This window comes from Baekduia sp. Peel2402 (genome assembly GCF_052567285.1).
In genome coordinates, this window is the sequence record NZ_CP199582.1 from 3,978,187 (window position 1) to 4,005,131 (window position 26,945).

The 26,945-nt window shown below is 72.8% G+C and carries 24 protein-coding genes and 1 pseudogene; 16 read left to right on the forward strand and 9 right to left on the reverse strand.

The genetic code is table 11. The annotated features are described in order from the left end of the window. Positions 1 to 27: 27 nt before the first annotated feature. Positions 28 to 618 carry a calcium-binding protein gene (locus tag ACT01A_RS19400; protein ID WP_445148743.1) on the reverse strand — a complete coding sequence of 197 codons (591 nt, stop codon included), beginning with the start codon at positions 616 to 618 and terminating at the stop codon, positions 28 to 30. A 139-nt stretch (positions 619 to 757) separates the two neighbouring features. On the opposite strand from ACT01A_RS19400, the gene ACT01A_RS19405 reads away from it, so the two are divergent. Further along, positions 758 to 1,606 carry a hypothetical protein gene (locus ACT01A_RS19405; RefSeq protein WP_445148744.1) on the forward strand — a complete coding sequence of 283 codons (849 nt, stop codon included), beginning with the start codon at positions 758 to 760 and terminating at the stop codon, positions 1,604 to 1,606. Here the strand turns inward: ACT01A_RS19405 and ACT01A_RS19410 are convergent. From ACT01A_RS19410 to ACT01A_RS19425, 4 genes are read right to left on the reverse strand one after another with little or no spacing between them, the layout of a single operon-like run. Next, positions 1,569 to 2,018: an SRPBCC family protein gene (locus ACT01A_RS19410; protein WP_445148745.1), complete on the reverse strand. Its 450-nt coding sequence runs from the start codon at positions 2,016 to 2,018 to the stop codon at positions 1,569 to 1,571. The genes ACT01A_RS19405 and ACT01A_RS19410 overlap by 38 nt on opposite strands. Before the next feature lie 11 nt (positions 2,019 to 2,029). Continuing rightward, the gene (locus ACT01A_RS19415; protein WP_445148746.1) at positions 2,030 to 2,875 is read right to left on the reverse strand and encodes a MaoC/PaaZ C-terminal domain-containing protein; all 846 of its coding nucleotides are present in this window, start codon (positions 2,873 to 2,875) and stop codon (positions 2,030 to 2,032) included. Positions 2,876 to 2,879: 4 nt separating this feature from the next. Next, positions 2,880 to 4,529 carry an FAD-binding dehydrogenase gene (locus ACT01A_RS19420; protein ID WP_445148747.1) on the reverse strand — a complete coding sequence of 550 codons (1,650 nt, stop codon included), beginning with the start codon at positions 4,527 to 4,529 and terminating at the stop codon, positions 2,880 to 2,882. Between the two features lie 52 nt (positions 4,530 to 4,581). Next, positions 4,582 to 5,817 (reverse strand): MFS transporter, encoded by a 1,236-nt coding sequence (locus ACT01A_RS19425; RefSeq protein ID WP_445148748.1) that lies wholly within the window; start codon positions 5,815 to 5,817, stop codon positions 4,582 to 4,584. An 85-nt stretch (positions 5,818 to 5,902) separates the two neighbouring features. Here ACT01A_RS19425 and ACT01A_RS19430 point away from each other — a divergent pair, with 85 nt between their 5' ends. The 10 genes and pseudogenes from ACT01A_RS19430 (at position 5,903) to ACT01A_RS19475 (ending at position 18,112) form a co-directional block, all read left to right on the forward strand. Further along, positions 5,903 to 6,808: a LysR family transcriptional regulator gene (locus ACT01A_RS19430; RefSeq protein WP_445148749.1), complete on the forward strand. Its 906-nt coding sequence runs from the start codon at positions 5,903 to 5,905 to the stop codon at positions 6,806 to 6,808. Between the two features lie 12 nt (positions 6,809 to 6,820). Then, positions 6,821 to 8,006, forward strand: a pseudogene (locus ACT01A_RS19435) (low temperature requirement protein A). Positions 8,007 to 8,091: 85 nt separating this feature from the next. Continuing rightward, positions 8,092 to 11,007 carry a hypothetical protein gene (locus ACT01A_RS19440; protein ID WP_445148750.1) on the forward strand — a complete coding sequence of 972 codons (2,916 nt, stop codon included), beginning with the start codon at positions 8,092 to 8,094 and terminating at the stop codon, positions 11,005 to 11,007. A gap of 4 nt (positions 11,008 to 11,011) precedes the next feature. Continuing rightward, positions 11,012 to 13,405 carry an ATP-binding protein gene (locus ACT01A_RS19445; protein WP_445148751.1) on the forward strand — a complete coding sequence of 798 codons (2,394 nt, stop codon included), beginning with the start codon at positions 11,012 to 11,014 and terminating at the stop codon, positions 13,403 to 13,405. Positions 13,406 to 13,414: 9 nt separating this feature from the next. Continuing rightward, a complete protein-coding gene (locus tag ACT01A_RS19450) occupies positions 13,415 to 14,092 on the forward strand; it encodes a response regulator transcription factor (RefSeq protein ID WP_445148752.1) in 678 nt (225 codons plus the stop codon). A gap of 84 nt (positions 14,093 to 14,176) precedes the next feature. Continuing rightward, positions 14,177 to 15,433 carry a S8 family serine peptidase gene (locus ACT01A_RS19455; protein WP_445148753.1) on the forward strand — a complete coding sequence of 419 codons (1,257 nt, stop codon included), beginning with the start codon at positions 14,177 to 14,179 and terminating at the stop codon, positions 15,431 to 15,433. 86 nt (positions 15,434 to 15,519) lie between these two features. Beyond that, the gene (locus ACT01A_RS19460) at positions 15,520 to 16,182 is read left to right on the forward strand and encodes a response regulator (RefSeq protein ID WP_445148754.1); all 663 of its coding nucleotides are present in this window, start codon (positions 15,520 to 15,522) and stop codon (positions 16,180 to 16,182) included. A gap of 105 nt (positions 16,183 to 16,287) precedes the next feature. Then, positions 16,288 to 16,851, forward strand: a complete 564-nt coding sequence (locus ACT01A_RS19465; RefSeq protein WP_445148755.1) for a TasA family protein — start codon at positions 16,288 to 16,290, stop codon at positions 16,849 to 16,851. A gap of 35 nt (positions 16,852 to 16,886) precedes the next feature. After that, a complete protein-coding gene (locus ACT01A_RS19470; RefSeq protein ID WP_445148756.1) occupies positions 16,887 to 17,396 on the forward strand; it encodes a signal peptidase I in 510 nt (169 codons plus the stop codon). Further along, positions 17,378 to 18,112 (forward strand): hypothetical protein, encoded by a 735-nt coding sequence (locus ACT01A_RS19475; protein ID WP_445148757.1) that lies wholly within the window; start codon positions 17,378 to 17,380, stop codon positions 18,110 to 18,112. The genes ACT01A_RS19470 and ACT01A_RS19475 overlap by 19 nt, the downstream gene beginning before the upstream one ends. Here ACT01A_RS19475 and ACT01A_RS19480 read toward each other — a convergent pair. After that, complete coding sequence (locus ACT01A_RS19480) at positions 18,105 to 18,410, reverse strand: hypothetical protein (RefSeq protein WP_445148758.1); 306 nt, start codon at positions 18,408 to 18,410, stop codon at positions 18,105 to 18,107. The genes ACT01A_RS19475 and ACT01A_RS19480 overlap by 8 nt on opposite strands. 167 nt (positions 18,411 to 18,577) lie before the next feature. Here ACT01A_RS19480 and ACT01A_RS19485 point away from each other — a divergent pair, with 167 nt between their 5' ends. Further along, complete coding sequence (locus ACT01A_RS19485; RefSeq protein WP_445148759.1) at positions 18,578 to 19,057, forward strand: hypothetical protein; 480 nt, start codon at positions 18,578 to 18,580, stop codon at positions 19,055 to 19,057. On the opposite strand, the gene ACT01A_RS19490 is transcribed toward ACT01A_RS19485, so the two are convergent. Together ACT01A_RS19490 and ACT01A_RS19495 are read right to left on the reverse strand one after the other, a co-directional pair. Continuing rightward, on the reverse strand, positions 19,041 to 20,216 hold the full coding sequence (locus ACT01A_RS19490; RefSeq protein ID WP_445148760.1) for an MFS transporter: 1,176 nt from the start codon (positions 20,214 to 20,216) through the stop codon (positions 19,041 to 19,043). The genes ACT01A_RS19485 and ACT01A_RS19490 overlap by 17 nt on opposite strands. Positions 20,217 to 20,220: 4 nt before the next feature. Next, entirely contained in the window at positions 20,221 to 20,835 is a 615-nt protein-coding gene (locus ACT01A_RS19495) for a TetR/AcrR family transcriptional regulator (protein ID WP_445148761.1), read from the reverse strand. A gap of 177 nt (positions 20,836 to 21,012) precedes the next feature. On the opposite strand from ACT01A_RS19495, the gene hutH reads away from it, so the two are divergent. The 4 genes from hutH (at position 21,013) to ACT01A_RS19515 (ending at position 25,738) form a co-directional block, all read left to right on the forward strand. Then, positions 21,013 to 22,548 carry a histidine ammonia-lyase gene (gene hutH / locus ACT01A_RS19500; RefSeq protein ID WP_445148762.1) on the forward strand — a complete coding sequence of 512 codons (1,536 nt, stop codon included), beginning with the start codon at positions 21,013 to 21,015 and terminating at the stop codon, positions 22,546 to 22,548. A gap of 51 nt (positions 22,549 to 22,599) precedes the next feature. After that, complete coding sequence (locus tag ACT01A_RS19505) at positions 22,600 to 23,187, forward strand: hypothetical protein (protein ID WP_445148763.1); 588 nt, start codon at positions 22,600 to 22,602, stop codon at positions 23,185 to 23,187. Between the two features lie 76 nt (positions 23,188 to 23,263). Further along, entirely contained in the window at positions 23,264 to 25,264 is a 2,001-nt protein-coding gene (locus ACT01A_RS19510; protein ID WP_445148764.1) for a glycosyltransferase family 39 protein, read from the forward strand. Between the two features lie 33 nt (positions 25,265 to 25,297). Further along, positions 25,298 to 25,738: a GFA family protein gene (locus ACT01A_RS19515; RefSeq protein WP_445148765.1), complete on the forward strand. Its 441-nt coding sequence runs from the start codon at positions 25,298 to 25,300 to the stop codon at positions 25,736 to 25,738. A 12-nt stretch (positions 25,739 to 25,750) separates the two neighbouring features. Here the strand turns inward: ACT01A_RS19515 and ACT01A_RS19520 are convergent, their stop codons facing one another. Beyond that, the gene (locus ACT01A_RS19520; protein ID WP_445148766.1) at positions 25,751 to 26,866 is read right to left on the reverse strand and encodes a CaiB/BaiF CoA transferase family protein; all 1,116 of its coding nucleotides are present in this window, start codon (positions 26,864 to 26,866) and stop codon (positions 25,751 to 25,753) included. Between the last annotated feature and the right edge of the window lie 79 nt (positions 26,867 to 26,945).

The window sequence follows — 26,945 nt, forward strand, 5'->3', positions numbered from 1 at the left end:
CGCCCCATCCTGCCACGGCGGGCGCTTCTAGTATCCGAGCGTCTTGTGCGAGATCGTGTCGCAGTTGGTGATCTTGTAGCTCTTCTGCGCGCGGCGCGAGACGTACAAGATGTCCTTGCCGCCGCCGCAGTCGATGATGCCTTTGCCGTAGTGGGCCTTGATGTAGTCGTTGCCGCCGTTGGCGCGGACGATGTTCGTGCCGTGCGAGGCGTAGATGAAGTCGCGCCCGGCGCCGCCGTTGAGGCGGTCGGTCTGCGCGGTCGGCTGGCCGGAAGGCTTGTAGTCGCCCCAGATCACGTCGCCCTGCCCGCCGGCGTAGATGGTGTCGTTGCCGTGGCCGCCGAGCAGCTCGTTGTGGCCGCGGCGCGCGACGGTGCCGGAGGCGTGGGCGCACTTGCGGTTCTTGTGCAGGCCGTCGCAGGAGTAGGTCGGATCGGTGCCGGCGAACAGGTCGTTGCCCGGACGGGCGTCGATCGGCCGGCTCTGGTCCTGCTTGTTCATGATCAGGACGCCGGTGATCTTCGGCCAGCCTTCGTGGCTGGTGTTGGCGAGGGCCGTGCCGGGCGCGGCAAATGCGAGCACGGCGAATACGGGCAGGGTGAAGCGATGCAGGGACATGGTGTGGGGAGCCGCGGGCGGTAGGGAATGGAGAGAGCCGCGGCGGTCGCCTACCGTGGTAGGTCGATGCATGGGGTTACCGTCCAACGACGCAGCGGAACGCCCCTTGTCAGCGGCTCAACGCAGGGTGTCTGAGCGCGTGCGCCGAACCCTCGCCATCGTTAGCGCGGTCTTGGCATGCGTCCTGCCGTCGATGGCGGTCATGTCGTTCTGGGCCTACGGCAACGCGACCGACACCGACCGCTTCATGAAGACCGCCGCGCCGCTGGCCTCCGACGCGGCCGTGCAGGATGCGGTCGCCGACGAGCTGGTCGCGGCCGCCAGCGCGCGCCTGGCGTCGGCCGGGCTGCCGGGCGGGACCGACGCCTACCGCGCCCGGATCCGCGAGCTCGCCGACCGACTGGTGACCAGCAGCGCCTACCGCAAGGCGTGGCTGCGGATCCAGCGCACGGCGCACAGCAAGCTCGCCACGCGGCTGACCGGCGACGTCACCGCGCCGCTGTCGCTCGACCTCGCACCGCTGGCCGACCAGCTCCGCACGCGGGTGAGCGCCGCGGGCCTGGGCGTCGTCGCCGACGCGATCGCCGACCCCGCGCCGGTCGTCCTGCTCGACCGCCAGCAGGTCGCCGACGCCCACGACCTGGTGGACAACGTGCGCGTCGCGCGCGGCATCGCGATCCCGGGCGCGGTGCTGGCGCTGATCGGGGTCCTGCTGACCGCCGCGTCGCTGCCGCGCGGCCTGATCCGCGCGGGGCTGTGCGTGGGGATCTCGACGCTGCTGCTGATCGGCACGCTGGCCGTCGGCCGCAGCGTGCTCGATGACGCCGGCAGCGACGGCAAACTGCGCGTCGCGGTCTGGGAGGTCCTGACCGACCCCTTGCACAACTGGGTTGTCGGCGGCGTCATCGCCGCGGTCGCTCTAGTGGCGATCGGGACGGCCGCCAGCGCGGTCAGCCCGCGGCGAGCGCGTCCAGCGCGCGGCGCATGAACCCGCGCCACGCGAAGCGCACCACCGGCGCGAGCAGCAGCGCAGCCGGGAGCGACCGCGCCGCGAACGTGTAGGTCCAGCGGACCTCGCCGCTCTCCTCGAAGACCCAGACGCCCCGCGCCTCGCGCGCCAGGAACCGCACCGGGTTCGTGAAGCCGCTGACCGTGTAGCCGAACATCTGCGGCGCCTGCACCGCCGTCACCTGCTCGGTCGCGCTGCTGCCGTCCGACAGGTGCACCGTCCGCGAGGACCCGACGACATCCCACGGTCCCGTCTGCCCGCTCGTCCCGGTCACCGCCGGCACCGGCCCGTACTTGCCGAGGATGTCCTCCAACCTGACCGGGATGAACCGCGCCCACAGCGCATCCCGCGGCTCGTCGATGCGGCGGGAGACCGTGGTGGAGACGTCCATGCGCCGAGAGCCTAAGCGGTCGGGCCGTAGGTCGCGACGGCGTCGTCGAGGACGACGTCGTCGAGGACGCGAACGCGGGCGCGGGTGGTGCCCTCGGTGGTGTGGAAGGCCTCGGCGTGGAGGGTGTCGCCCGGGAAGACGGGACGGGTGAAGCGGCCGGAGAGGGAGGTGAGGCGGCGGTGGGTGCCGGCGGCGCGGTCAAGGGCGTGGCCGAGGGCGCCGAGGGTGCAGAGGCCGTGGAGGAAGGGGCGCGGCTGGCCGGCGGCGCGAGCGAGCTCTGGGTCGATGTGGACCGGGTTGCGGTCGCCGGTCAACCGGTGCAGCGCGGCCTGCTCGGGCGAGGTCGCGATCGTCGCGCGCAGGTCGGGCGAAGGGCCGACCGGAAGCGGTTCGTGCGTCGGTCTCGTGCCGCGCTCGCCGCCGAAGCCGCCGGCGCCGGCGACCCACCACGAGGAGCGGGCGACGGCGAGCGGACCGCCATCGGAGCCGTCGTCCACGACGTCCTCGACGTCGACGATCGCCGCGCTGCCCTTGTCCCACACGCCGGTCACGGTCCTCGTGACGGTCGCGCGGCCCTCCGGCACCGGCACGCGCCGCAGCTCGATCGCCTGCGAGGCGTGCAGCAAGGCCTTCAGGTCGATCTCCAGCGCCGCGACCATCGGCAACAGCGCGAGCGTCGTCGCCGCCAGCGGGAACGGCGCGCTGACGGCGGGGCCGTCGCGCTCGTACAGGTAGGCCAGATCGCCGGGCAGCCGCGCCCCGACGCTCAAGGCGTACAAGATGACATCGCGGTCGGTCCACGACCACTCGATCGGATCGAGGGCGTGGCCGACCAGGGCGGGGCCGATGGCAGGCACCCGCCTATCCTTGCGCGGCAGCCCTCCCGGCGGTGCGCCCGCTGAACAGGCAGCCGCCCAGGAACGTGCCCTCCAGCGAGCGGTAGCCGTGCATCCCGCCGCCGCCGAAGCCCGCGACCTCGCCTGCCGCGTACAACCCGCCCAGCGGCTTGCCGTCATCACCGAGCACGCGCGCGCTCAGGTCCGTCTCCAGCCCGCCGAGCGACTTGCGCGTGAGGATGTTCAGCCGCACCGCGATCAGCGGCCCGGCCTTGGGATCCAAGAGCCGGTGCGGCGTGGCGACGCGCGCGAGGCGGTCGGGCAGGTAGCGACGCGCCTCGCGGATCGCCGCGACCTGCATGTCCTTCGTGTACTTGTTGGTCAGCTCCCGGTCACGGGCGACGACCTCGCGCTCGACCTGCGCGAACGGCAGCTCGACGTCGGGCTCGAGCTTCTGCATCCCCTCGACCAGGCGCTCCAACGTCGGCTCGACGACGAAGTCCGCGCCATGACGCAGGAACGCGTCGACCGGTCCGGGCGCGCCCGAGCCGACCCGCGTCTTGAACACCGCCTTGACCGACTTGGAGGTGATGTCCGGGTTCTGCTCGGAGCCCGACAGCGCGAACTCCTTCTCCACGATCTTCTGGGTCAGCACGAACCACGTGTGGTCGTGGCCGGTCTTCATGATGTGGTCGAGCGTGCCGAGCGTGTCGTAGCCCGGGAACAGCGGCACCGGCAGGCGGCGGCCGGTCGCGTCCAGCCACAGCGACGACGGCCCCGGCAGGATCCGGATGCCGTGCATCGGCCAGATCGGGTCCCAGTTCTGCAGGCCCTCGACGTAGTGCCACATGCGGTCGGGGTTGATCGAGGACGCGCCCGCGTCCTGGGCGATCCGCAACATGCGCCCGTCGACGTGCGCGGGCACGCCGGAGATCATCCGCTTCGGCGGCGTCCCGAGGCGCTGGGGCCAGTTTTCACGCACCATCTCGTGGTTGCCGCCGATGCCGCCGGTGGTGAGGATCACCGCGGGCGCCTCGAAGGAGAACTCACCGACGACCTCGCGTGAGGACGATTCGCCGCGGCCGACGCTGCTGGGGGCAAGGACCGCGCCCGAGACGCCCTCGACGTTCCCTGCCGTCACCGTCAGCGCGTCGACGCGATGGCGGAAGCGCAGGTCGACCAGGCCGCGCGCGGCGCCGTCGCGGACGATCGCGACGAACGGCGCGATCACGCCCGGACCCGTGCCCCACGTGACGTGGAAGCGCGGCACTGAGTTGCCGTGGCCGATCGCGCCGTAGCCGCCGCGCTCGGCCCAGCCGGGGTTGGGCAGGAAGCGGACGCCGTGCTTGTGCAGCCACGAGCGCTTCTCGCCGGCCGCGAACTGCACGTAGGCCTCGGCCCAGCGCGCCGGCCACAGGTCCTCGGGCCGGTCGAAGCCGGCCGTGCCCTGCCAGTCCTGCCAGGCCAGGTCGTAGGAGTCCTTGACGCCCATCCGCCGCTGCTCGGGCGAGTCGACGAGGAAGATGCCCCCGAAGGACCAGAACGCCTGGCCGCCGAGTGACGCCTCCGGCTCCTGGTCGACGAGGATCACGCGCTTGCCCGCCTGAACCAGCTCCGCGGTGGCGACGAGGCCGGCGAGACCGCCGCCGACCACGATCGCGTCGACGGCGCTCACTTGCTGCACACTCTCTGCGAATACATGCGATCGCAGAGTTTATTCGAGCGGCTCAGGCCGTGACGAGCTCCTGGCGCGTCGCCGCGTCGCGATCGTCGCTCGACAGCATCCGGCGGACGATCGCCGCGATCGCGATCACCTCGATGATCGCAAATCCGAGCAGCGTGTCGCGCGGGCTGGCGAACTGAAGGGCGACGCCCGCGCCGACGACCGGCACCGACAGCCCGACGTAGCCCGCCAGGAAGACGCCGGCCAGCGCCTCGGCGCGCTGGTGGGGCTCGGTGATGGCGATCACGGTGCCGACCGAGCCCTTGAAGACCGCGCCCGCGCCGCCGCCGGTCAGCGCGCCGCCGGCCAGGAAGAGCGCGTAGCTCGGGCTCGGCAGCCAGACGGCCAGCGCCGTGAGCGCCAGCCCGGCGACCATCAGGACGCTGCCCGCGGTCAGCAGCCGCCGCGGCGTCGCGGTGGCCAGCGAGACCTGCGCGACGACGCCCGCGGCGAACAGCGCGAACACGGTCACGCCCGCGAGCAGGTGCGAGGTCTCGTGCAGCGTGCCGACCAGGAACGTGGCGCTCAGCCCGGTGAAGAGGCCGAGCGCGCCGAAGGCGACGAACGCGCCCCAGGCGGCGTTGAAGAACTGGCCGCGCGCCGCCTCGGGCACCGACACGCGCTGGACGCGGTAGGCCGGCAGCGGGTCGAGGCGCTCGCGGGTCTCGGGCGTCAGGGCGACCACGGCGACCGCGACGACCAAGGCCACCAAGAAGACGAGGTAGGGGACGGTGAGCGGCGATCCGGCCCACTGCGCCAGCGCGCCGGAGACCAGCGGCCCGAGGCCGAGGCCGCCGAGGTTGACGCCGGTGGCGATCAGCTGGGCGCGCATCGGAGAGGCGCCCGGCCGCCCGACGAGGTGCAGTTCGGTCAGCCACGCGGTGGCCGTCGCGGCGACCACGCCGACCGACAGCCCGTTGACGATCCGCGCGAGCACCAGGCCCGGCACGTCGCGCCAGAGCAGGAAGACGATCGTGCTCACGATCGAGATCGCGACCGCGGGCAGCAGCACGCGGCGGCGGCCGTGCCAGTCGCTGACGTGCCCGGCGAGCAGGAGCGCGGCAACCACGCCAATCGCGTAGGCGCCGTAGATCAAGGTGATGGTGAACGACGAGAAGCCGTCGCGCTGCTGGTAGATCCCGTACAGCGGCGAGGGGACGGTGGAGAACGCCATCACCGTCAGGAAGGCGAAGGCCACGGACCAGAAGCCGAGCCGATGGCGAAGGGGGGAGAGGGGCATGAACCCATGGTGCGCCCACGGTTGATCATCCGCAACGCTGATCTGTGCTATCGGTCATCTATCCTGGTGATGACCGCAAACGCCCATGGATCTACGCCATCTCGAGACCTTCGTCGCCGTCGCGGAGGAGTCCAGCTTCTCCCGCGCCGCTGACCGCCTGCACGTCGTCCAATCGGCGGTCTCGGCGACCGTCCGCAACCTGGAGCGCGAGTGGGGCGTCACGCTCTTTCACCGCACCACCCACCGTGTCGAGCTGAGCCCAGAGGGTCGGGCGCTGCTCGGCGAGGCACGCGCCGCACTGGCCGCGGCCGCGGCGGTCGGCCACGCGGTCGACGAGGTCCGCGGCGGCCTGCGCGGCACGCTGCGCCTGGGGATCATGCAGGCGACCCAGGGCCAGGGCGGCCTCAGCGTCGCGGCGACGATCGCGGCGTTCCGCGCGGAACATCCGGGCGTCTCGGTGCAGGTCCGCCAGGGCGGCAGCGCCGAGCAGGCCGAGCGCGTTCGCACGGGCGAGTTGGACCTCACGTTCCTGGGCCTGCCCGACGACGCGCTGCCCGGCCTCGACCTGACCGTGCTCGCCGAGCCCGAGCTGCTGCTCGCCTGCCACCCCGAACATCGCCTCGCCGCGCGCAAGTCAGTCGAGCTGAAGGACCTCGCCGACGAGCCGTTTTGCGACCTCCCGCCCTCCTGGGGCATCCGCATCGCCAACGAGCGCGCCTTCGCCGCCGCCGGCCTGCCGCACCCGTTGGCCTATGAGATCAACGACCTGGCGACGATCACCGACTTCGTCACCCACGGCCTGGCCGTCGCGATCATGCCCTCGTTCATGATCGCGCCCGGCCGGCCGGTGGCGCTCGTCCCGATCCGGCGCGGCGCACCGCGGTTCGTGGTCTCGATCGCCACGCCCACCCGCCGTCCCGCGGGCCCGGCCGCCCGCGCGTTCGTCGCGATGGCGCAACGCCACGCCTACACCGCGCCGCCCGACGAATAGCCTGTCGGCGGCATGAGCCGGTTCGCACGCCCAGGCGGCGAGGTCGAGCAGCGCACCACGTCGCTGGAGCTGTTCTACGATCTGGTCTTCGTCTTCGCCATCACGCAGATCAGCCACCACCTGCTCGAGCACCTGAGCTGGGAGGGCGCCGGGCAGTCGGCCTTGCTGCTGCTCGTGGTCTGGTGGTCGTGGAACTACACGGCGTGGGTCACCAACGAGCTGGACCCCGAGTCGCCGGTCGTGCGGTTGGTGATGATCTTGCTCATGCTCGCTTCGCTGATGATGGCGGTGGCGATCCCGCACGCCTTCGGCGACGACGCGCTGCTGTTCGTCGCCTCCTACCTGGCGATCCAGGTCGGGCGGCACGCGTTTCTGGCTTTCGTCGCGTGGCCGCGTGGGTCTGTGGAGCGCGAGCGGGCGGCGCGGATCCTGACGTGGTTCGTGCTGGCTGGAGTCTTCTGGGTCGCGGGCGCGCTTGTAGACGGCGGCGCCGCGCGGACCGTCCTGTGGCTGATCGCGTTGTTGGTGGACTACGGCGCGCCGTTGGGCACGTACTGGGTGCCCGGCCGGCGGCGCCTGCCGCTCTCGACGTGGATGGTCGAGACCGCGCACTTCAGCGAGCGCTTCGGGTTGTTCATCATCATCGCGCTGGGCGAGTCGATCGTCGTGACCGGCGCGACGGCCTCCGAGCTCGGGTTGACCGGCAAAACCGCGCTCGCATTTCGCGACCGCGTTCCTGGGCTCGGCGGCGCTGTGGTGGCTGTACTTCACCGTGGTGGCAGCGCACGCCGAGCAGCGACTGCACGCCGCGATCGAAGAGCGGACCGCGATCGCGCGCGACGCCTACACCTACCTGCACGTCGTGCTGGTCGCGGCGATCGTGCTGTCGGCGGTCGGCGACGAGCTGGTGATCGCCCACCCGACCGAGCCACTGGAGAGCTCCGCGGAGGTCGCCGCGGTCGTTGGCGGCCCCGCGCTGTACCTCTTCGCGCACGTGCTCTTCCGCCTGCGGATGACCGGCGCCACCAGCCTGCGCCGACCAGCGGGCGCTGTGGCCTGCGTGCTCCTCGGCGTCCTGTTCCCGGGTGCCGACGCGCTCGTCCTGGCGCTGCTGGTCCTCGCGGTCCTGGTGGTGGTGATCGCCGGCGACCAGCGCTCCACGTACCGCCGCGCGGCCGCCGCCGCCCAAGCGGCTTAGCCGCGCGGCCACTTGACGCGAGCCGTCGCGCGAGCCGACCGAGCGATCCCGAAGGCGGGTGGGCGGGCCGACCCACTGAGCGTAGTTGACCGCCTTTCGAAAGGACTCGTCCGTGCGTCGCTTCGCCGCCATCCTGGCCGCGCTCTGCTCCATCTTCGTCGCCGCCCCGGCCGCGACCGCAGCGCCCATCAGCTTCCCCGCCGACCCCGGCTTCTCCGGCTCCTCCTGGACGCCGACCGCCGCCTGCGGGCTGCTCTGCACCGTCTCGGGCCTCCAGCCCAGCACCGGCGGCAACCCCGGCGGCTACGCGCGCGCCGAGTACGCCACGGTCGCCAACGTCCTCGGCCTGGCCGGTGGCTACGTCGACTTCACGTCGGCCGCGTTCTCGTGGACGGGCGACAGCCCGCAGTCCGCGACGCTGCACTTCGACCGCAAGACGTCGATCGCGACGCTGCTCTCGCTCAACGGCACGGTTGGCACGACCGTCGGGCTGGTCGACAGCACGGCCGGCACAACGACCACGATCAAGTCCCTCACCTACTCGTCCAACGTCGCGACGTGGACCGGGATGGACGTGACGGTGCCGCCGTCGCTGCTGGTCGCCGGCCACTCCTACAAGTTGGCGTTCCACACCACCTTCAACGCCGCGGTCGCCGTCTTGGGCGGCGCCTGGGTCGGCTTCGACAACGTCTCGCTGAGCGCCACGCGCGCCTCCGCGTCGGTCTCCGGCGTGGTCGTCGGCACGCCGTCGCAGACCGCGGTCTCGATCGGCGCCACGCTGAACACCGCCGGCGTCGACGGGACCTACCACGTCGAGTACGGCCACACGACGGCCTACGGCCTGTCGACGTCGGACCAGGTTCTGCTGGGCTCCGCTAGCCCCGGCCCGATCGGCGTCAACCTGTCCGGCCTGACGGCAGGCACGACCTACCACGCGCGCCTGGTTGTCACGACCGACGCCGGGACGACCTACGGCCCCGACGTGTCGTTCACGACCGCCGCCTCCGGCGGGCCGGTCACGCCGCCGACGCCGTCGGTCGGCACGGTCACCGCTGACGTCAAGGGCGCCCGTGCGGTCGACCTGTCCGCGGTCGTCGGCCTCAACGGCATCGCCGGCGCCCAGTACCGCTTCGAGTACGGCGCCACCACGAGCTACGGCGCCAACACGTCGCTGACCGCGGTCCCGGCCGCCGGATCCAACGGCTGGTCGGCCCTGGCCGCGTCGCTGTCGAGCCTCGCGCCCGGCAGCACCTACCACGTGCGCGTCGCGGTCCTGGACGGCAGCACCTGGACCTACGGCAACGACATCACGTTCACGACCGCCCCGGCCCAGGCGCCGACGGTCGGTGCGACGGCCGTCACCGCCAGCGACACCACCGCGCAGGTCGCCGCCGACGTCACGCCCAACAGCGCCGACACGCAGTGGGTCGTCGAGTACGGCCCGACCAACACCTATGGGTCGTCCTCGACGCCGGTCACGCTGCCCGCCGGCAGCACCCCGACGCGCGCGGTCTACGACATCACCGGCCTGACGCCCGACTCCGACTACCACGTGCGGATCAAGGCGACCAGCGCCGACGGCACCACCTACGGCGCCGACACGGTCATCCACACCGCCGCCGATCCGAACCAGGTCGTCACGGTCCCCACGGTCGGCACGACGATCGCGGTGCCGACGTCCCGCGCGGCTGCCCTGTCGGCGGTCGTCGACCTCAACGGCCTTAGCGGCGCGGACTACCGCTTTGAGTTCGGCACCACCACGGCCTACGGGTCGGCCACGCCGGTCACCGCGGTTCCGGCCGCGGGCGCCGGCGGCACGAGCGCGCTGATCGCGTCGCTGTCGGGCCTGACGCCCGGCGGGACCTACCACGTGCGTGCTTCGGTGCGGGTCAACGGGACCTGGACCAACGGCCCCGACGTGACGTTCACGGCCAACCCGGCCGTGGCCCCGCTGATCGCCAACGTCGTCGCGACCCAGACCGCGACGACCGCCCGCCTGACCGCGGACGTCACGGCGCACAGCGCCGCCACGCAGTGGCACCTCGAGTACGGCTCGACCAACGCCTACGGGTCGGTCTCCTCGGCGCTCACACTGCCCGCGGGCAGCGGCGCCGTCCCGGTGTCGGTCACGCTCGCTGGCCTGACGCCTGACAGCGACGTGCACTACCGCTTCGTCGCCACCAGCGTCGACGGCAGCGCCACCACCGCCGACCGCGTCATCCACACCGATGCCGACGGCGGCGGGACCGAGGCCGAAGGCATCGACGGCGGCGGCGACACGACGAGCAACGGTGGCAGCGCGGTCACCATGACGACGCCCGTCACGCCCGCGCTCGCCGCGACCCCCGCGCCGGCGGCCAAGCCGGCCGCGGTGGCCGCCCCGGCCTGCCGCGCGGTCACGATCCTCGGCCGCTCGCGCGGCATGAAGGTCACGATGGAGCGCTTCGTCACCGACGGCGCGCCGCTGGCGATCACGGCCGGCGTCAAGGCCAAGAACGCCACGCGCGTCACGATCGACGGCAAGCGCGTCAAGGTCAAGACCAAGGGCCGCGCGGTCCGCCTGGCCGCCGCGCAGCTGAAGGCCGGCCGCCACGTGATCGTCGTCGGCACCGGCAAGCGCGCCGCGCGCCTGCGGATCTCGGTCGGCACGTGCAAGGCCGCGCTCGGCGTTCGCGCCGCTGGTGGCCGCGCCCGCGTCGTCCTGGCCGTGGTGCCCGGCACGACCGCCGCGACGTTCACGCTGCCCAAGGCCTACATCAAGGCCCTGGCGGCGGGCACGGTCTCGGTGCGCTCCGACAGCCGGACCGCGACCGCGAAGATCGCCAAGCGCACCAAGCGCAACGCGTCGACGGTCACGATCACGGGCCTGCCGCGCAACGTCACCGAGGTCCGGCTGACGCTCACGACGAAGGCGCGCCTGAAGGCCGCCGGCGTCACCGCCACCGCCACCAGCGGGACGAAGATCGCTCGCCTGAAGGCGCGCACGGTTGGGATCCGCTAGCCCGATGGCCACGATCGCCCCTTCGGCCCGCCGCGCCGTCGTCGACTCGATCGACGCGGAGGTCCTCACGGACCTCGCAGAGCTCGCTGCTCTGGCGGGCGGCGCGCCGTGGGGCGGCGTGTTCTTGATGGACTCGGACGGCGCACGCCGCGGCTGCGAGCACGGCGACGTGTTCCCGCTCGGCCTGCCGCCGTTCGAGGGCACGCCGTGCGGGTTGGTGCTCGACGCCGGCGCGCCGGTCGTGATCGCCGACGCCGAGGTCGACGGCCGCTTCAACGACCTCGCCGACCTCACCGGTCTGTGGTCCTACGCGGGCGTGCCGGTCGTCGAGGACGGCGCGCTGATCGGCACCGCGTGCGTCGCCTGGAAGGCGCCGCTTGAGGGGCCGGTCGACGACGTCGTCTCCGCGCTGGAGCGGATTGCCAGCCAGGTGCCGCGGCGCCTGGAACTGCATCGCACGCAGGCGGCCCTGCGCACGATCGTCGCCACGCTGCCGGACGGCCTGCTGCTGCAAGACGCCGACGGCACCACGTTGATGACCAACCCGGCGTTTTCGCGGATGCTGGAGCTGCCCGGACCCGAGCAGCTGGAGGGCCTGGACCGCGACACGATGCGCGAGCTGATCGCACGCTCGCCGGTTGGCGCCCAGCGGCTGCTGGAGCGCAGCGCCGAGGTCTACGCCAGCGGGCACGCGATCGTCGGCCTCGACATCGAGCTCGACAACGGCCGCACGCTCGAGTGGGACTTCCTGCCGGTCGAGGGCGCGGGCGGCGACGCCCGCCGCGTCTGGCACATCCGCGACGTCACCGCCCGCCGCGCCGCCGAGCGCCGGGCGGCGTTCAGCGAGCAGCGCTTCCAGACGCTCGCCGACGCGGGCTCGCCGACCACCGCGGTCTACCAGCTCGGGCCTGACGGTCAGCCGGTTTTCCTGGACGAGCTCTCCCGCGAGCTGTTCAACGTGGCCAACATCGGACCCGACGACGCCCCGGACACCTGGACGCGCACGCTGCACCCCGACGACGTCGACCGCGTCGCGGCCAACTGGGCCGGCTGCTTCGAGCGCCAGGCGCACTACTCCGACCAGTACCGCGTGTTCTCCAACGGCCGCATCCGGCACATCGTCGCCGAGGGCGCGCCGATCCATGACGCCGACGGCGCGTTCGCCGGGTTCGTCGGCACGCTGCACGACGTCACCGACCAGCTCGAGTCAGCGCGTGCCCGCGCGCACTCCGAGCAGCTCGCCCGGCACGAGCACCAACGCCTCTCCGACCTGGTCGCCGGCTCGCCCGAGCCGATCCTCTCGATCGGCCCCGACGGCCGGATCGCCGGGATGAACCCGGCCGCGCTGCAGACGTTCGGGATGACCCGCCAGGAGGCGGTCGGCAAGCCGCTGACCGACCTGGTCGCGGGCGCCGACCGCGCGTTCCTGCGCTCCGCGGTCGAAGAAGCGCTGGAGGGCGGCGAGCGCCCGGCGGCGCTGGAGGTCCTGGCCTGCGGCGCGCGGCCGCGGATGTTCTTGTCGCAGTTGGTGTTGATCCCGATGCGGCGGATGCCCGTCGAGGAGCGCAACGCGGTCGTGCTGACCGCGATCTTCCGCGACGTCTCCGACCAGCACCGCGCGCAGCTGGAGCACCTCAAGCGGCTGGAGACCGAGCGGACCGCCCGACAGGCCGCTGAGGATGCCCAAGCGGTGCTCGAGGAGCGCCTGGAGGAGCTGCACGCGGTCACGCGCGCGAAGGACACGTTCGTGTCGATGATCTCGCACGAGCTGCGCACGCCGCTGACCGCGATCCGCGCGTTCGCCGGGTTCCTCGACGACGACGGCCTGGGCGACGAGTCGCCGGTCGCGGTGATCGAGCGCAACGTCGAGCGGCTGGAGCGGATCGTCGGCGACCTCCTGGAGGTCAAGGCCGGGATCGACCCCGCCGTGCTGCACCTGGAGGAGTTCGACCTGCGGCGCCTGGCGCGCCACGAGGTCGCCTCGCACGCGCCCTCGGCGCAGGAGACGGGCGTGGTGCTGACCGCGCTCGACGGCCCGCCGGTGATGGTCTGCGGCGACGCGGGCCGGATCGGCCAGGTGATCGGCACGCTGGTCGACAACGCTTTGAAGTTCACACCGGCCGGCGAGCAGGTCGTGGTCGACGCCCAGGCGCGCGATGGCGCGGTCGTCCTGGAGGTGCGCGACACCGGCTGCGGGATCGCTCCGGAGGAGCTGCCGCGGGTCTTCGAGCGTTTCTACCAGGGCTCCGCCGGGCGCTCGCTGGCGAAGGGCAGCGGTCTCGGGCTGAGCATCGCCTTGCTGATCGCCGACGCCCACGGTGGGCAGATGGACGTCAGCAGCCGCCCGGGGGAGGGCACGACGTTCACCATGACCTTGCCCCCGGCCTTCGAGGAGTGAGGTCCTGACATGGCACGGATCCTGGTCATCGACGACGAGCCTGACGTCGCGCTCGGGCTGCGGCTGCTGTTGCAGCGCGCGGGGCACGAGGTCGCGGTCGCACGCGACGGTCGCGAAGGGCTGCGGTCGTTCTTCGGCACGCCCGCCGAGCTGGTGCTGCTGGACGTCTCCATGCCGGTGATGGACGGGTGGGAGACGCTCGGCCGCCTGCGCGACGTGACCGAGGCCCCGATCCTGATGCTGACCGCCCGCGGGTTGGAGCTGGAGAAGGTGCGCGGCCTGCGCGGCGGCGCCGACGACTACCAGACCAAGCCGTACTCCAACCAGGAGCTGCTGGCGCGCGTCGACGCGCTGCTGCGCCGCTCGGCGGTCGAGGAGGACGAGATCGAGGTCTACGTCGACGGCCGCGTGTCGATGGACTTCGCGCGCCACGTGGCGGAGGTCGACGGCCGCGAGGTCCTGCTGAGCCCGTTGGAGTTCCGGCTGCTGGCGGCGTTCGTGCGCCACCGCGGGCGCGTGCTGTCGCACGAGCAGCTCCTGGAGCTGGCTTGGCGCGACCCGCTGGCCGCCTCGCGCGACACGCTGAAGACCTACGTGCGCTACCTGCGCCGCAAGCTGGACTGGAGCGACGGCGAAAGCCCGATCGAGTCCGTGCGCGGCGTCGGCTACCGGTACGTGGCGCAGTAGACGCTCGCCGCGGGCGGCGGCCTCTCACCGTTCTCTCACCGAACGGCACCCCGATGTCTCACTTGGTGATCCGATGCCATAGGCATGAAGGTCACCACCCGCCTCGTCCTCGTCATCGCCCTGGCCCTGCTGGCCATGGGTGGGGTGGGTGCCGGTTCCGCGAGCGCCGCGAGCGGGCAGGGCGCGCAGTGGGCCCTGAGCACCGCCGACGTCACCGGCGCGTGGGACCTGGCCGGCGCGGGCGGCGCCGCGGTGCTGGTCGGGTCGGTCGACTCGGGCGTGAACCTCGCCAACGCGGAGGTCGCGGGGGCGACGCTCTGGACCAACGCCGCTGAGGCAAATGGCGCGGCGGGCGTCGACGACGACGGCAACGGCTGCGTCGACGACCTCCACGGCTGCGACTTCGTCAACCACGACGGCGACGCGACCGACGATCACGGCCACGGCACCGCGACGGCCGGCGAGGTCGTCTCCGGCTTCAACGGCGTCTACGCGGGCGTCGCCCCGGCCTCGAAGCTGATCGTCGCCAAGGTCCTCAACGCCCAGGGCGCCGGCACCACCGCCCAGTTGGCCGCCGGCCTGGACTACGTCGCCGACGCCGGCGCGAAGGTCGTCATCGTCTCGGTCGGCGGCGTGAAGTCCGAGCTGGTCCACAACGCGATCACCGAGCACCCCGGGACGCTGTTCGTCGTCGCGGCCGGCAACGCGGGCGGCGACGTCGACGGCGCCAGCGCCGCCGCCACCGGGTCCTACCCCTGCAGCGACCCGGCGCCCAACGTCCTCTGCGTGGGCGCGTCAACCAAGAGCGACACGCTGGCCTCGATCTCGAACTACGGCGCGACGAGCGTCGACCTGGCCGCCCCGGGCCAGGGCATCGCCGCCCCGACGCTGAACGGCACCTCGACCGGCTGGACCGGCACGAGCTTCGCGGCCCCGATCGTGGCGGGCGTCGCCGCGCTGGCGTTCGCGTCGCAGCCCGGCGCGACCGTCGCGGCGGTCAAGACGGCGATCCTGTCCTCGGTCGACCGCGCCGACGCGCTGGCCGGCCGCGTCGCGACCGGCGGCCGCCTGAACGCCTACCGCGCGCTGCGCGCCCTGCGCGGTGACGACCCGGGGCAGACGGCGGCGTCTCCCGCGGCGACCGCCACGCCGGTTGCTGCTGCTCCCGCCGCGGCCGCGGCCGCCACGCCCGCCGCCGCCGCGCCCGCCGCGAAGGCCACGACCTTCAAGAAGGCCGCCGCCAAGGCCAAGAAGACCGCGAAGGCCAAGGCGAACAAGAAGGCCAAGGCGAAGAAGGCGGCCAAGGCGAAGCGAGGACATCGCGGGAGAACTCGTAACTGAAAATGTGCTCAATGAGGTAGGTCAGTAACCGTGGAGGCGAGAATCTGACGCAGCGTCGCTCTACGATGCGTGATACTTAGCGATAGATGGACACGCCAGGGGAGCAAAACGGAACGACGCCCTACAAGGTCGTCGTCGTAGATGACCATCCGGTGTACCTGGACGCGCTCAGCCGAGCGCTCGACCAGGCCAGTGACCTCTCGCTTGCAGGCACCGCCAGCGACGGCGTCGAGGCGATCGAGCTCATCGAGCGGGTGCAGCCGGACGTGGCGGTGCTCGACGTGGAGCTGCCGGGCCGCAGCGGGCCGGCGGTCGCCGCCGAGCTCGTCGCACGACAGGTGCCGACGCGGGTGCTGTTCCTGTCGGCCCACCGCGACGGGGCGACGGTCTACGACGCGCTGGCCACCGGCGGCTTCGGCTACGTCACCAAGGACGCGTCGATGCGGCAGATCCAGGAGGCGGTGCGGCGGGTCGCCTCCGGCGTGCGCAGCCTCGGTCCCGACGTCGAGCACCAGATCATCGAGGAGATCCAGGCCCGGGCCGAGCGCAACACGCTCGATCTGACCGAGCGCGAGCGCGCGGTGCTCGAGCTGGCGGTCAAGGGCCTGACGGTCATCGCGATGGGCAAGCACCTGCACCTCAGCCCCGCGACGGTGAAGGTCCACCTGTCCACGTTGTACGCCAAGCTCGGCGTCTCGGACCGCGCGAGCGCGGTCGCCGAGGCGCTGCGCCGCGGCCTGGTGACCTAAGCCGCAGCTAGCCGCACGGCTCAGCCGCGCGGCGACGGAGGTCTGGCCGGCGCGCGAGCCGCGTGCTGGTTCAGCGCACTGGACGCAAAGCCGACCCAGTGAGGGATGTCACGCATCCTCTCGCTCAAGGTCCTGGCCTCGATCGCCTCGCTCAGCGTCTTCGGCGCGGTGGGCGCGTGGGGCACGTACTCGGCCTTCACCGACACCACCGGCACGACCGGCTCGACGTTCTCCTCCGGCACGGTCCGCGTCACCGACGACGACGCCGGCAGCGCGCTGTTCGGCCTCACCGGGCTGATCCCCGGGGTCTCGGCGACCAAGTGCATCAACGTGACCAACGCGGGCGACGTGGCGTTCTCGAACGTCGCGCTCAGCGCCACGGCCACCGGCACGCTCGGCGGTGCCCTACAGGTCGTCATCGACAAGGGCACCGGCGCCACCGGCGGCGCGAGCAACAGCTGCACCAACTTCGTCCAGGGCACCGCCGGGCTGATCACCGGCCTGCTCAACGCGCTGCCGACCGTCGGCAGCCCGCAGAACGATGGCTCGGCCTGGAACCCCGGTGACACGCGCAGCTACCGGGTTAAGGTCACGCTCGATCCGCTCGCGGCCAACAGCTTCCAGGGCAAGACCGCGGGTCTCGACCTCACGTGGACCGCGTCCAGCTAGCACTTGGGTACGTGCCCCGCGCGGCGCGGCGCCTGATGACGATCGCCCTTCTGGCGGCGATCGTGATCGGGCCCGCGTTCGCGCTGGTCGCACACCAGCGCGGCTGGCAGCCGCTGGTCGAGCGCACCGGCTCGATGGCGCCGGCGATCACGCCCGGCGACCTCGTGCTCGTCGAGCGCGCTCGCGCCGACGCCGCCCGCCCGGGCGAGGTCATCACCTTCGCCGACCCGCACGTCGACGGCCGCACGCTCACGCACCGCGTCGTCTCGGTCCGGCGCGAGGCCGGCCACCTACGGATCGTCACGCGCGGCGACGCCAACCGCGGGAGCGAGGCCTGGACGATCGCGCCCAACGGCACGGTCGGCCGCCTGCGCGCGCAGGTCGCGCTGCCGGACATCGCCTCGGCGCTGTTGGACCGCTCACCGGCGCGCGGCGTCGTCCTCGCGCTGCTGTCCCTGCTCTCCTGCGCGCTGGTGCTGTGCCGGATCTGGCGGAGCCCCGCCGCGACCTCGACCGAGCCCGGGGCGTGCGTGCTCGCGCGCTGATCGCGGCCGCCGCTGCGGCGGCGACCGTCGCGGTCGGCGGCATCGTCGGCGTCGCGGGCGCCGCGTTCACCAACGCGGGCGCGTCGACGTCTGCGACCTTCGCGGCCGCCGCGGAGTTTCCGCCGCTGCTGCGCCAGCTCCCGTCCGTCCTCGGCGCGCCGCAGACCGGCTCCGTGATGCACGCGACCGCCGGGACGTTCTCACCGGCGCCGTCGACCATCACCTACACCTGGCTGCGCTGCGACGCGGCCGGCGCCAACTGCGTGGCCAACGGCGGCACCGGCGCCGACTACACGCCGGTGCTGGCCGACGTCGGCAAGACGCTGCGGGTGGACTCGACGCCGGTCAACGGCGCGCGGGCCGGCGCGGTCGTTCGCTCTGAGGCGTCGACCGCGGTCTCGCTCGCCGGCACCGCGCCCAGCCTCCTGGCGCCGATCGTCAACAACACGCCAACGATCGGTGGAACCGCGACCGTCGGGCAGACGCTGACCAGCGCGACCGGCACGTGGGTCCAGCTCCTGGGCAGCGTGCTCTACCAATGGCAGCGCTGCGACGCGACCGGCGCGAGCTGCACCGCGATCGCCGGCGCGACCAACGCGAGCTACAGCTTGGTCGCCGCCGACCGCGGCGTACGCGTGTCGCTGCGCGTCACCGTCACCGTCCTGGGCCTCGTCAGCACCACCGCGATCACGGACACGACGGGCCTCATCAGCTGACCGCCGCAGCGGCCGCCGCCGGCTCGTCGGTGAACGCGAAGTGGTCGCCGTGGCGGAGCCCGACGAGGCTCTCCAGGCGCTCGGAGAACGCGATGAAGTCGTTGGGATGGCGCGCCGCGGCAGGGCGGGCGAGCGCGACGTCGCCGGCCGCGAACGCCAGGCCGGCGCTCGTCAGCGTGACGTCGTGGATGCGGACGGGCAGCCACCCGTCGTCGGTGAAGGCAGGCTCCAGGTCGGGCCTCAACCGCGAGGCCCGGGCGACCAGTTCGGTGGGGCAGAGGAAGACCATGCCCGACACGGTGTCAGCGTCGGGAGCGCAACTCGCCCCGGCAGACCCGTGTTCGGGAGGTGTGGGAAGCCTCACCGTCGCGGTCGGGTTCTTGCCGCACTGGACGAAAGACTCAGGCAGCGCTTACGCGACAGGTGTACATTCGGCCCCTGGTCAGCGGAGGAGGAGGAGACCTGGTGATCAACGTCAAGGCGCCCGAGAGAGGCTCGGTCGTCGAACGCTCCGATCGTGGGAACGCCGGGGTGCTAGTGGTCGCGATGGACGACGCCGGGCTGGCGGAAGCGCTGCCCATCGCTTACGCGCGCGCGGCGTCGCTCGGCGCCCGGGTCACGGTTTGCGGGCCGGCGAAGATGCCGTTCTGGTGGGCGGTCGCGGCTAGCGGCTGGATGATGATGCCGCGGCCGTGGGCGGAAGACTCGCGGATCCGCGCCGAGCTGATCCTGCGCGACAAGGTCTGCGCGCTGACCGACGATGCTGAGTGCCGCGTCGTCTGCCGTCACGGCCGGGCGGAGTCCTGGCTCGGGCGCGTGCTCGGCACCGACCGCTACTCGACCGTGCTCGTCGGCGCCGGCAAGCTGTCCGGCCGGCGGACGAAGCGGCTCGCAGCGATCGCGGGCGCTGAGCGGATGTTCGCGGTGCTCAGCCCGCTGCGCTAGACGCCCGGACCGCAGCGCAACCGATCAGGAAGGCAGCGCCCGCCAGCACGAACGCGGCGGGCGCGCCGAACCCGCTGGCGGCGGCGCCGGCCAGCGCGGAGCCGAGCGCGATCCCGGCGGTGATCGCCGAGGTCTCCAGCGTGAACGCCTCGGTCAGCGCGCCCGCCGGCGCGACCTCGCCCATGCGGCTGTAGACGATGCCGAACAGCGGCGCGACCGCGGCGCCCGCCAGCGTGATCCCGACGCCGACGAGGACCATCGACGGCAGTGCGCCGATCAGCGCGGTCGTGACGCCGAGGATCATCAGCAGCCACGGCATCGCCGCGGCCTGGTCGCGATGGTGGGCGTTGCGTGTCCAGAGGATGCCGCCGACGAAGCTGCCCACGCCCCAGACCGCGAACAGGATCCCGGACGCGCCGCGCGCGCCGTGGTGCTCGGCGGTCGTGACCAGTCCGAGCTCCGTTGCGCCGAAGGCGACGCCCATCAGCGCGGAGACCAGCAACAGCAGGCGCACGCCGCCCGAGCGCCAGGCGCGCTCCTGCGGGGGCGCGTCGTGCGCGGCCGGCTCATCGGCGCCGCCAAAGCGCCGTGTCTCGGGGAGCATCGCGAAGAGCACGGCGACCAGGCCGGTCATCGCGGCGGTGACGGTGAGCGCGGCGGCGGCGCCGACCCCGGAGGCCAGGCCGATCAGCAGCAGCGGGCCGCTGAGGAACGCGAGCTCCTGTAGCGAGGCGTCGAGCGTGACCAGCGCGGAGAAGCCCGGGCCGTCGAGCATCCGGCGCCAGAGCACCCGCACGCACGAGCCGACCGGCGGCTGCACGGCGCCGATCAGCGCGGCGACGCCGATGAACGCGGGCGCGGGCGCGCCGGCGGGGATGATGGCGAAAAGCGCGGTGACCGCGACCACCGCGGCGGCGGTGACCAAGAGGACCGCCGCCTGCCCGGCGCGGTCGATGATCCGGCCGACGAACGGCGAGCCGATCGCCATGCCCAGCGCGCAGGCGCCGGAGCAGGCGCCGGCCAAGGTGTAGGAGTGGCCGAGGTGGCGGATCTGAAGGACGAGCAGCAGGCCGATCGCGCTCAGCGGGACACGGCTGAGCAGCGCGAGGGCGAGCGTTCGCGGGACCCCAGGGGCCCTAACGGCGGCGGCAGGGGACACGCGATCACCCGGCCAGCGCGGCGATCAGCCGCTTCAGTCGCGCGGTGACGAGCCGGTCGTCGAACGGGCCGGTGGCCACGAGCTGGTGGCCGATGAGCCCGTCGATGACCGAGCCGAGCAGGTCCGCGTCGTCGTCGGTCGCAGGTGCGCCCGCGTTGACGAGGATCGCCTGGATGCAGTTGGAGTACGCGTCGAGCCAGCGCTGAGCGACGTCGCGCAGCTCGGGCCGGCGCACGGCCTCCAGCCACAGCGCGCAGTCGACGATCGCGCACTCGCGACGCGTCGTGCACGCGTCCTGGACGACCTGCGTCAGGTGCTTGGGGAGCGTCGCGATCGTCCACTCCCGCGACGCCTCGCGCAGCCGCTCCCAGTAGGCGATGTCGCGCTCGGCCGCGTGCTCGAGTGCTGCCCGGACCATGTCCTCCTTGGAGGCGAACCAGTACGTCGTGGCCGCCAGCGGCAACCCGGCCTCGGCCGCGACCGCACGATGCGTCAGCCCATCCGGACCGACCCGCGCGATCAGCGCCAGCGCCGCCTCCGTGAGCGCAGCCCGACGCGCCTCGCCGCGCGGGGCGCGGCGAGCATCGGCACGGCCGGGGACAGCGGCAGCAGCGGACATCGGTACGAATGTACCAAAACCGGTACGGATGTACCGAACCTCCGTCCACGCCGGCGCCGCTCAGCACTGAGTCGCGCGTAACCCGCGCATATCGCGGGTTACGCGCGACCCATCGCCGTGTCTCGCATCCGAGACGCCCAGGTTTGCGGCGCGGGCGGGCGCGTACGCTCGGTCGCGATGAGCACCGTCGAGTTGAGTGGGACGGGCGTGCGCCCGCAGGACGTCGTCGCCGTCGCGCGCGCGAGCGCGCGGGTGGAGTTGGGCGAGGAGGCGCGAGAGACGATGGCCGCCAGCGCCGCGGTCGTCGCCGGTTTGCTCGACGCGCCGGAGCCGTCCTACGGCGTCTCGACCGGGTTCGGCTCGCTGGCCAACGTCGTCATCCCGGCCGACCGGCGCGAGGAGCTTCAGCGTGCGCTGGTTCGCTCGCACGCGGCGGGCCTCGGCGCGCCGGTCGAGCGCGAGGTCGTCCGCGCGATGATGCTGCTGCGCGCTCGCACGCTGGCGATGGGTCGCAGCGGCGCGCGGCCGGTCGTCGCCGAGACGATCCTCGCGCTGCTCAACGCCGGCATCACGCCGGTCGTGCGCGAGCACGGGTCGCTCGGCGCGTCCGGCGACCTCGCGCCGCTGGCGCACTGCGCGCTGGCGCTGCTCGGCGAGGGCGAGGTCGTCGACGCCACCAACAACACCGTCCCCGCGCGTGAGGCGCTCGACGCCGCCGGCATCGCGCCGCTCACGCTCCAGGCCAAGGAGGGCCTCGCGCTGATCAACGGCACCGACGGCATGTTGGGGATGTTGGTCATGGCGCTCGCCGACCTCGACAACCTGCTCAAGGTCGCCGACATCACGACCGCGATGTCGGTCGAGGCGCTGCTGGGCACCGACCGCGTCTTCGCCGCCGACCTTGTCGACCTGCGCCCCCAGCCCGGGCAGGCCGCGTCGGCCGAGAACCTGCGGACGATCCTTGCCGGGTCGCCGATCGTCGCCTCCCACCGCCACGACGACGACCGCGTCCAGGACGCCTACAGCCTGCGCTGCGCGCCGATGGTCGCCGGCGCCGCCCGCGACACGGTCGACCACGCCCGCACCGTCGCGCTCAACGAGCTCCAGTCAGCGATCGACAACCCCATGGTGTTGCCTGATGGCCGCGTCGAGTCGTGCGGGAACTTCCACGGCGCGCCGGTCGGGTTCGTCCTGGACTTCCTGGCGATCGCCGCGGCCGAGGTCGGCGCGATCGCCGAGCGCCGCACCGACCGGATGCTCGACCCTGCCCGCTCGCACGGCCTGCCGCCGTTCCTCACGCAGGACGCCGGGGTCAACTCGGGCTTCATGATCGCCCAGTACACGCAGGCCGCGATGGTCGCCGAGAACCGGCGCCTGGCCGCGCCCGCGTCGGTCGACTCGCTGCCGACCTCCGCGATGCAGGAGGACCACGTCTCGATGGGCTGGGGCGCCGCGCGCAAGCTGCGCGTCGCGATCGCCAACCTGACGCGGATCCTCGCGGTCGAGCTGACCTGCGCCGCGCACGGCATCGACCTGCGCGCGCCGCTGCAGCCCGCCGCCGGGACCGCGGCGGCGCTCGCCGCCCTGCGCGAGCGCGTCGACGGCCCGGGCGACGACCGCTACCTCTCGCCGGACCTGCGGGCCGCCGAGGAGCTCGTCGGCGACGGCACGATCGCCGCGGCGGTGCAGGAGGTCGTGGGCGAACTTAAGTAGTCCTTCGCCGGCGCTCAGATTGCGCAGAGGGAGTCGCCCCACCCTGCGCGCATGCCCCGACTCCCCTCGCGCGGCACGACCGGCGCTGCCGCCGCCTTCGTGACCTCGCTCGTCCTGACCCTTCCCGTTGGCAATGCCTACGCCAACGGCCTCTCCGGGGCCGCCGCGGCTGCGGTGACGCCCACGATCACCGCCGCCTCCGCGACGACCACGAAGGGCACCCGCGCGACGATCAAGGCCGACGGCACCGCGACCGTTCCCGAGGACGCGCCGAAGGTCGTCAAGCGCCTGATCGCCGCCGCCAACGAGATCATCGGCAAGCCCTACGAGTGGGGCGGCGGCCACGGCACGGTCGTTGATGATGGCTATGACTGCTCGGGCGCGGTCAGCTACGCGCTGATCGGCGCGGGCCTGTTGGACTCCCCGCTGGCCTCGACCGGCCTGATGACCGCGCTCGGCGAGGGCCAGGGCAGATGGATCAACGTGTACGCCTCGGCTGAACATGCGTACTTGGAGGTCGCGGACATCCGGCTCGACACGTCCTCGGTCGGCGACGCCTCGGGCCTCAGCGGCGTGCGCTGGCGCCCGGTGATCGGCCAGCGCGCGGGCTTCACCGTGCGCCACGGCGACGTGTCGTAGCCAGAGCTGCGAGCGCCACAGGAGGTTCCCAGGAACCTCCCACGGCGCTCACCGGGGCGCGGTCGATGCTCAACGCATGGCCACCACGACCGCACGACCTCCCTTGCTTCCGCGCTCCGGCCCTTGGACACGGGCCCGCTCCGCGGCGCTGCGCTCCAGCGCCGCCGACCCCGCCTGGGCGCGCCCCGCCCTGCTCGGCGTGCTTCTGCTCGCCGCCGTCCTGTGCTTCTGGGACATCACGATCAGCGGCAACTCCAACACCTACTACGCGGCCGCCGTGAAGTCTGCGAGCGTCGACTGGAAGGCCTGGTTCTTCGGGTCGCTGGACCCCGGCAGCTTCATCACGGTGGACAAGCCGCCGCTGTCGCTGTGGATGATGGGTCTCTCGGCGCGGATCTTCGGCTACTCCAGCGCCTCGATGCTGCTGCCCGACGCGATCTGCACCGTCGCCGCCGTCGGCCTCCTCTACGCGACGGTCAAGCGCGCGTTCGGCCCCGCGGCCGGCATCGCCGGCGCCCTGGCGCTGGCGACGACGCCGATCACGATCGCGATCGCCCGCGTCAACAACCCCGACGCGCTGCTGATCCTGTTGTTGGTGGCCTCGGTCTACTTCACGCAGAAGGCGATCGACTCGGGCAAGACCAAGCACTTGGCTTGGGCCGGCGCGATGGTCGGCCTGGCGTTCATGACCAAGATGCTCCAGGGCTGGATGGTCGTCCCCGCGCTGGCCGGCGCCTACCTCTTGGCGGGCCAGCCCGCGCTGGGCAAGCGCATCGGCCAGCTCGCGGTCGCGGGCGTGACGATGGTCGTGGTCAGCGTCGCCTGGCCGGTGGCCGTGACGCTGTGGCCGGGCAGCAAGCCCTACATTGGCGGCTCGACCGACGGCTCGGTCTGGAACCTGATCTTCGGCTACAACGGCTTCGGCCGCCTGACCGGCAACGAGAACGGCATGGGCGGCGGCGGGGGCGCGAGCTTCGGCGGACTGCCCGGGATCTGGCGGCTGTTCAACGAGCAGGTCGGCGGCCAGATCGCCTGGCTGCTGCCGCTGGCGGCGGTGTCGCTCGTCACCGGTCTGTGGCTGACGCGCCGCGCGCCCCGGACCGACAAGCAGCGCGCCGGCCTGGTGCTGTTCGGGCTGTGGGCGCTCGTCCACTTCCTGATCTTCAGCACCGCCAAGGGCACGTTCCACCCTTACTACACGAGCGCGCTGGCGCCCGCGGTTGCCGCGCTCTCCGGCATCGGCGTGATCATGATGGCCAAGTGGGCGATCCGCTCCTGGGCCGGTGCCGCGGTCCTGGCCGCGACGATCGCCGGGACCGCCTGGCTGGCCGTCGACCTGCTGGACCGCACCGCGGACTTCGCGCCGTGGCTGCGGGTCGCGATCCCGGTCGCCGCGGTGGCCGCCGTCGCGTCGATCGCCGCGGTGCGCGCCGGCGGGCGGAAGTTCGTCGCCGTCGCCGCGATCACCGGCGCCTTCGCCCTCGGCGCGGCGCCCGCCTCCTACGCGATCGCGAACGTCGGCCACTCGCTCAATGGCAACAACGTCCTCGCCGGCCCGTCGAGCGTCAGCTCGGGCGGCTTCGGCGGTGGCGGTGGGGGCGGCGGCATGCGCGGCGGCACCCCGCCGAGCGGCACGCGGCCGAGCGGGGGCACCGCGCCGAGCGGCTCCTCCACGGCCCGCCCCTCCGGCGGCGGTGGCATGGGCGGCGGCGGCATGGGCGGCGGTGCCTCCGTCGACTCCATGCTCATCAGCTACCTCGAGCAGAATCAGGGCTCGGCGAAGTACCTCGTCGCCGTGAGCGGCGCGCAGTCCTCGGCGCCGATCATCCTGCAGACCGGCAAGGCGGTCGTGACGATCGGCGGCTTCACGGGCTCGGACAACGCGCCGACCGTCAGCCAGCTCGCCAAGATGGTCAAGAACGGCGAGTTGAAGTACGTGTTGATCTCCGGGAACGGTGGCGGCGGCCCCGGCGGCGGCTCCTCATCGGCGATCAGCGAGTGGGTCCAGTCCCACGGCACGGCCGTCACCTCGGTGACGAGCACCTCTGGGACGCTCTACGCGGTCTCGGCCTCCTAGCCACAGGCACTTGGCGGCGGGAGAATGCGGACCATGACCGGTCCCTCTCCCGCCGCCGCCGCTCCTGTGCGCGGCGGCTGCCTCTGCGGCGGCGTCCGCTACGAGGTCACCGCGCCCTTCCTGCGCGCGAACTTCTGCCACTGCTCGCGCTGTCGCAAGCACACCGGCGCCGCGGCCTCTACGCAGGGTCGCGTCCCGCGCGAGGCCTTCGCGCTCCTCGCCGGACAAGACCTCATCCGCGCCTACCGACCCGACCAAGGCATGGTGAAGGCCTTCTGCGCGGCCTGTGGGTCAAGCCTCTTCGGCGGCTCTTGGCCCGACGGCCGCGAGGTCTCGATCCGGCTCGGCACGCTCGACGACGACCCGGGCATCAGCCCGCAGTTCCACAACTTCGTCGCCGACGCGCCGCCGTGGCTGCCGGTTCCCGACGACGGCTTGGAGCGCTACGACGGCGCCAAGCCGATCAAGGCCTAGTCCTACGACCGCTCAGCCCGCGGGCAGGTCCGGCGGCGCGGTCCGATAGCGCGCCGGCGTCGCGCTAAGGCCGATCGGGTTGCGCGTCAGCCGCGCGACCGTCCCGTCCTCGCGCGCCACCTCGACCACCGGACCCAGCCCCAGCGCCTCGGCGAACGCGAACGCGCCCGCGACGTCGTTGACCACGCCCGCCGGCACGCGCGCGGCGGTCAGCGCGTCCACCCACTCGGTCGCCGGCCGGGTGGCCAACGCCGCAATCAGCGCCTCGCGCAGCGCGTCCCGGTGCTCCACGCGCGCCGCGTTGGTGGCAAACCGCGGATCCGCCCCCAACCCGACCACCTCGCACAACGCCCCGAACTGCCGGTCGTTGCCCACCGCCAGCACGAGCTCGCCCGAGCCGGTCGGGTACAGCTCGTACGGCGCGATCGACGGGTGCGCGTTGCCCATCCGCCTGCCGACGGCGTCGGCCAAGGTGTAGGCACTGCCTTGGTTGACCAGCGCGGCGAGCAAGCACGACAACAAGTCGACCTCAACGCGCTGTCCGGATCCGGTGCGCTCGCGGTGGCGCAGCGCGGCCAGGATCCCGACCGACGCGAACAGCCCGGTGATCACGTCGACCAACGCGACGCCGACCTTCTGCGGCTCGCCGTCGCGCTCGCCGGTGATCGACATCAGGCCGCCAAGCGCCTGCACGAGCAGGTCGTAGCCCGGCAGCGCCGCGCCCGCCCCGCCAGAGCCAAAGCCGGTGATCGAGCAGTACACCAACTCGGGCCGCTGCGCCGCGAGCGCTTCGTAGCCCAGCCCCAGCTTGTCCATCACGCCCGGCCGGAAGTTCTCGACCACGACGTCGGCGCGCGCGACCAGCTCGCGGACGCGGGCGGCGTCGTCAGGAACGGCCAGATCGAGCGCCACGCTCGACTTGTTGCGGTTGACCGACTGGAAGTACGTCGGCTGCCCGCGTTCGTCGAAGGGCGGCCCCCACGCGCGCGTGTCGTCGCCTACGCCTGGCCGCTCGACCTTGATCACCTCCGCGCCCAAGTCCGCCAGCACCATCGTCGCCAGCGGGCCCGCGAGCACGCGCGAGAAGTCCACGATCACCAGGTCGTCGAGTGCGGCCGCGTCGGTCATGTGCAAGGATCTTAGATCTTCGAAGATTCGTGCGCTGCGCCCCGGAGCGGGGTGGCCGGCGCCGCCCCGACCGCAGGAG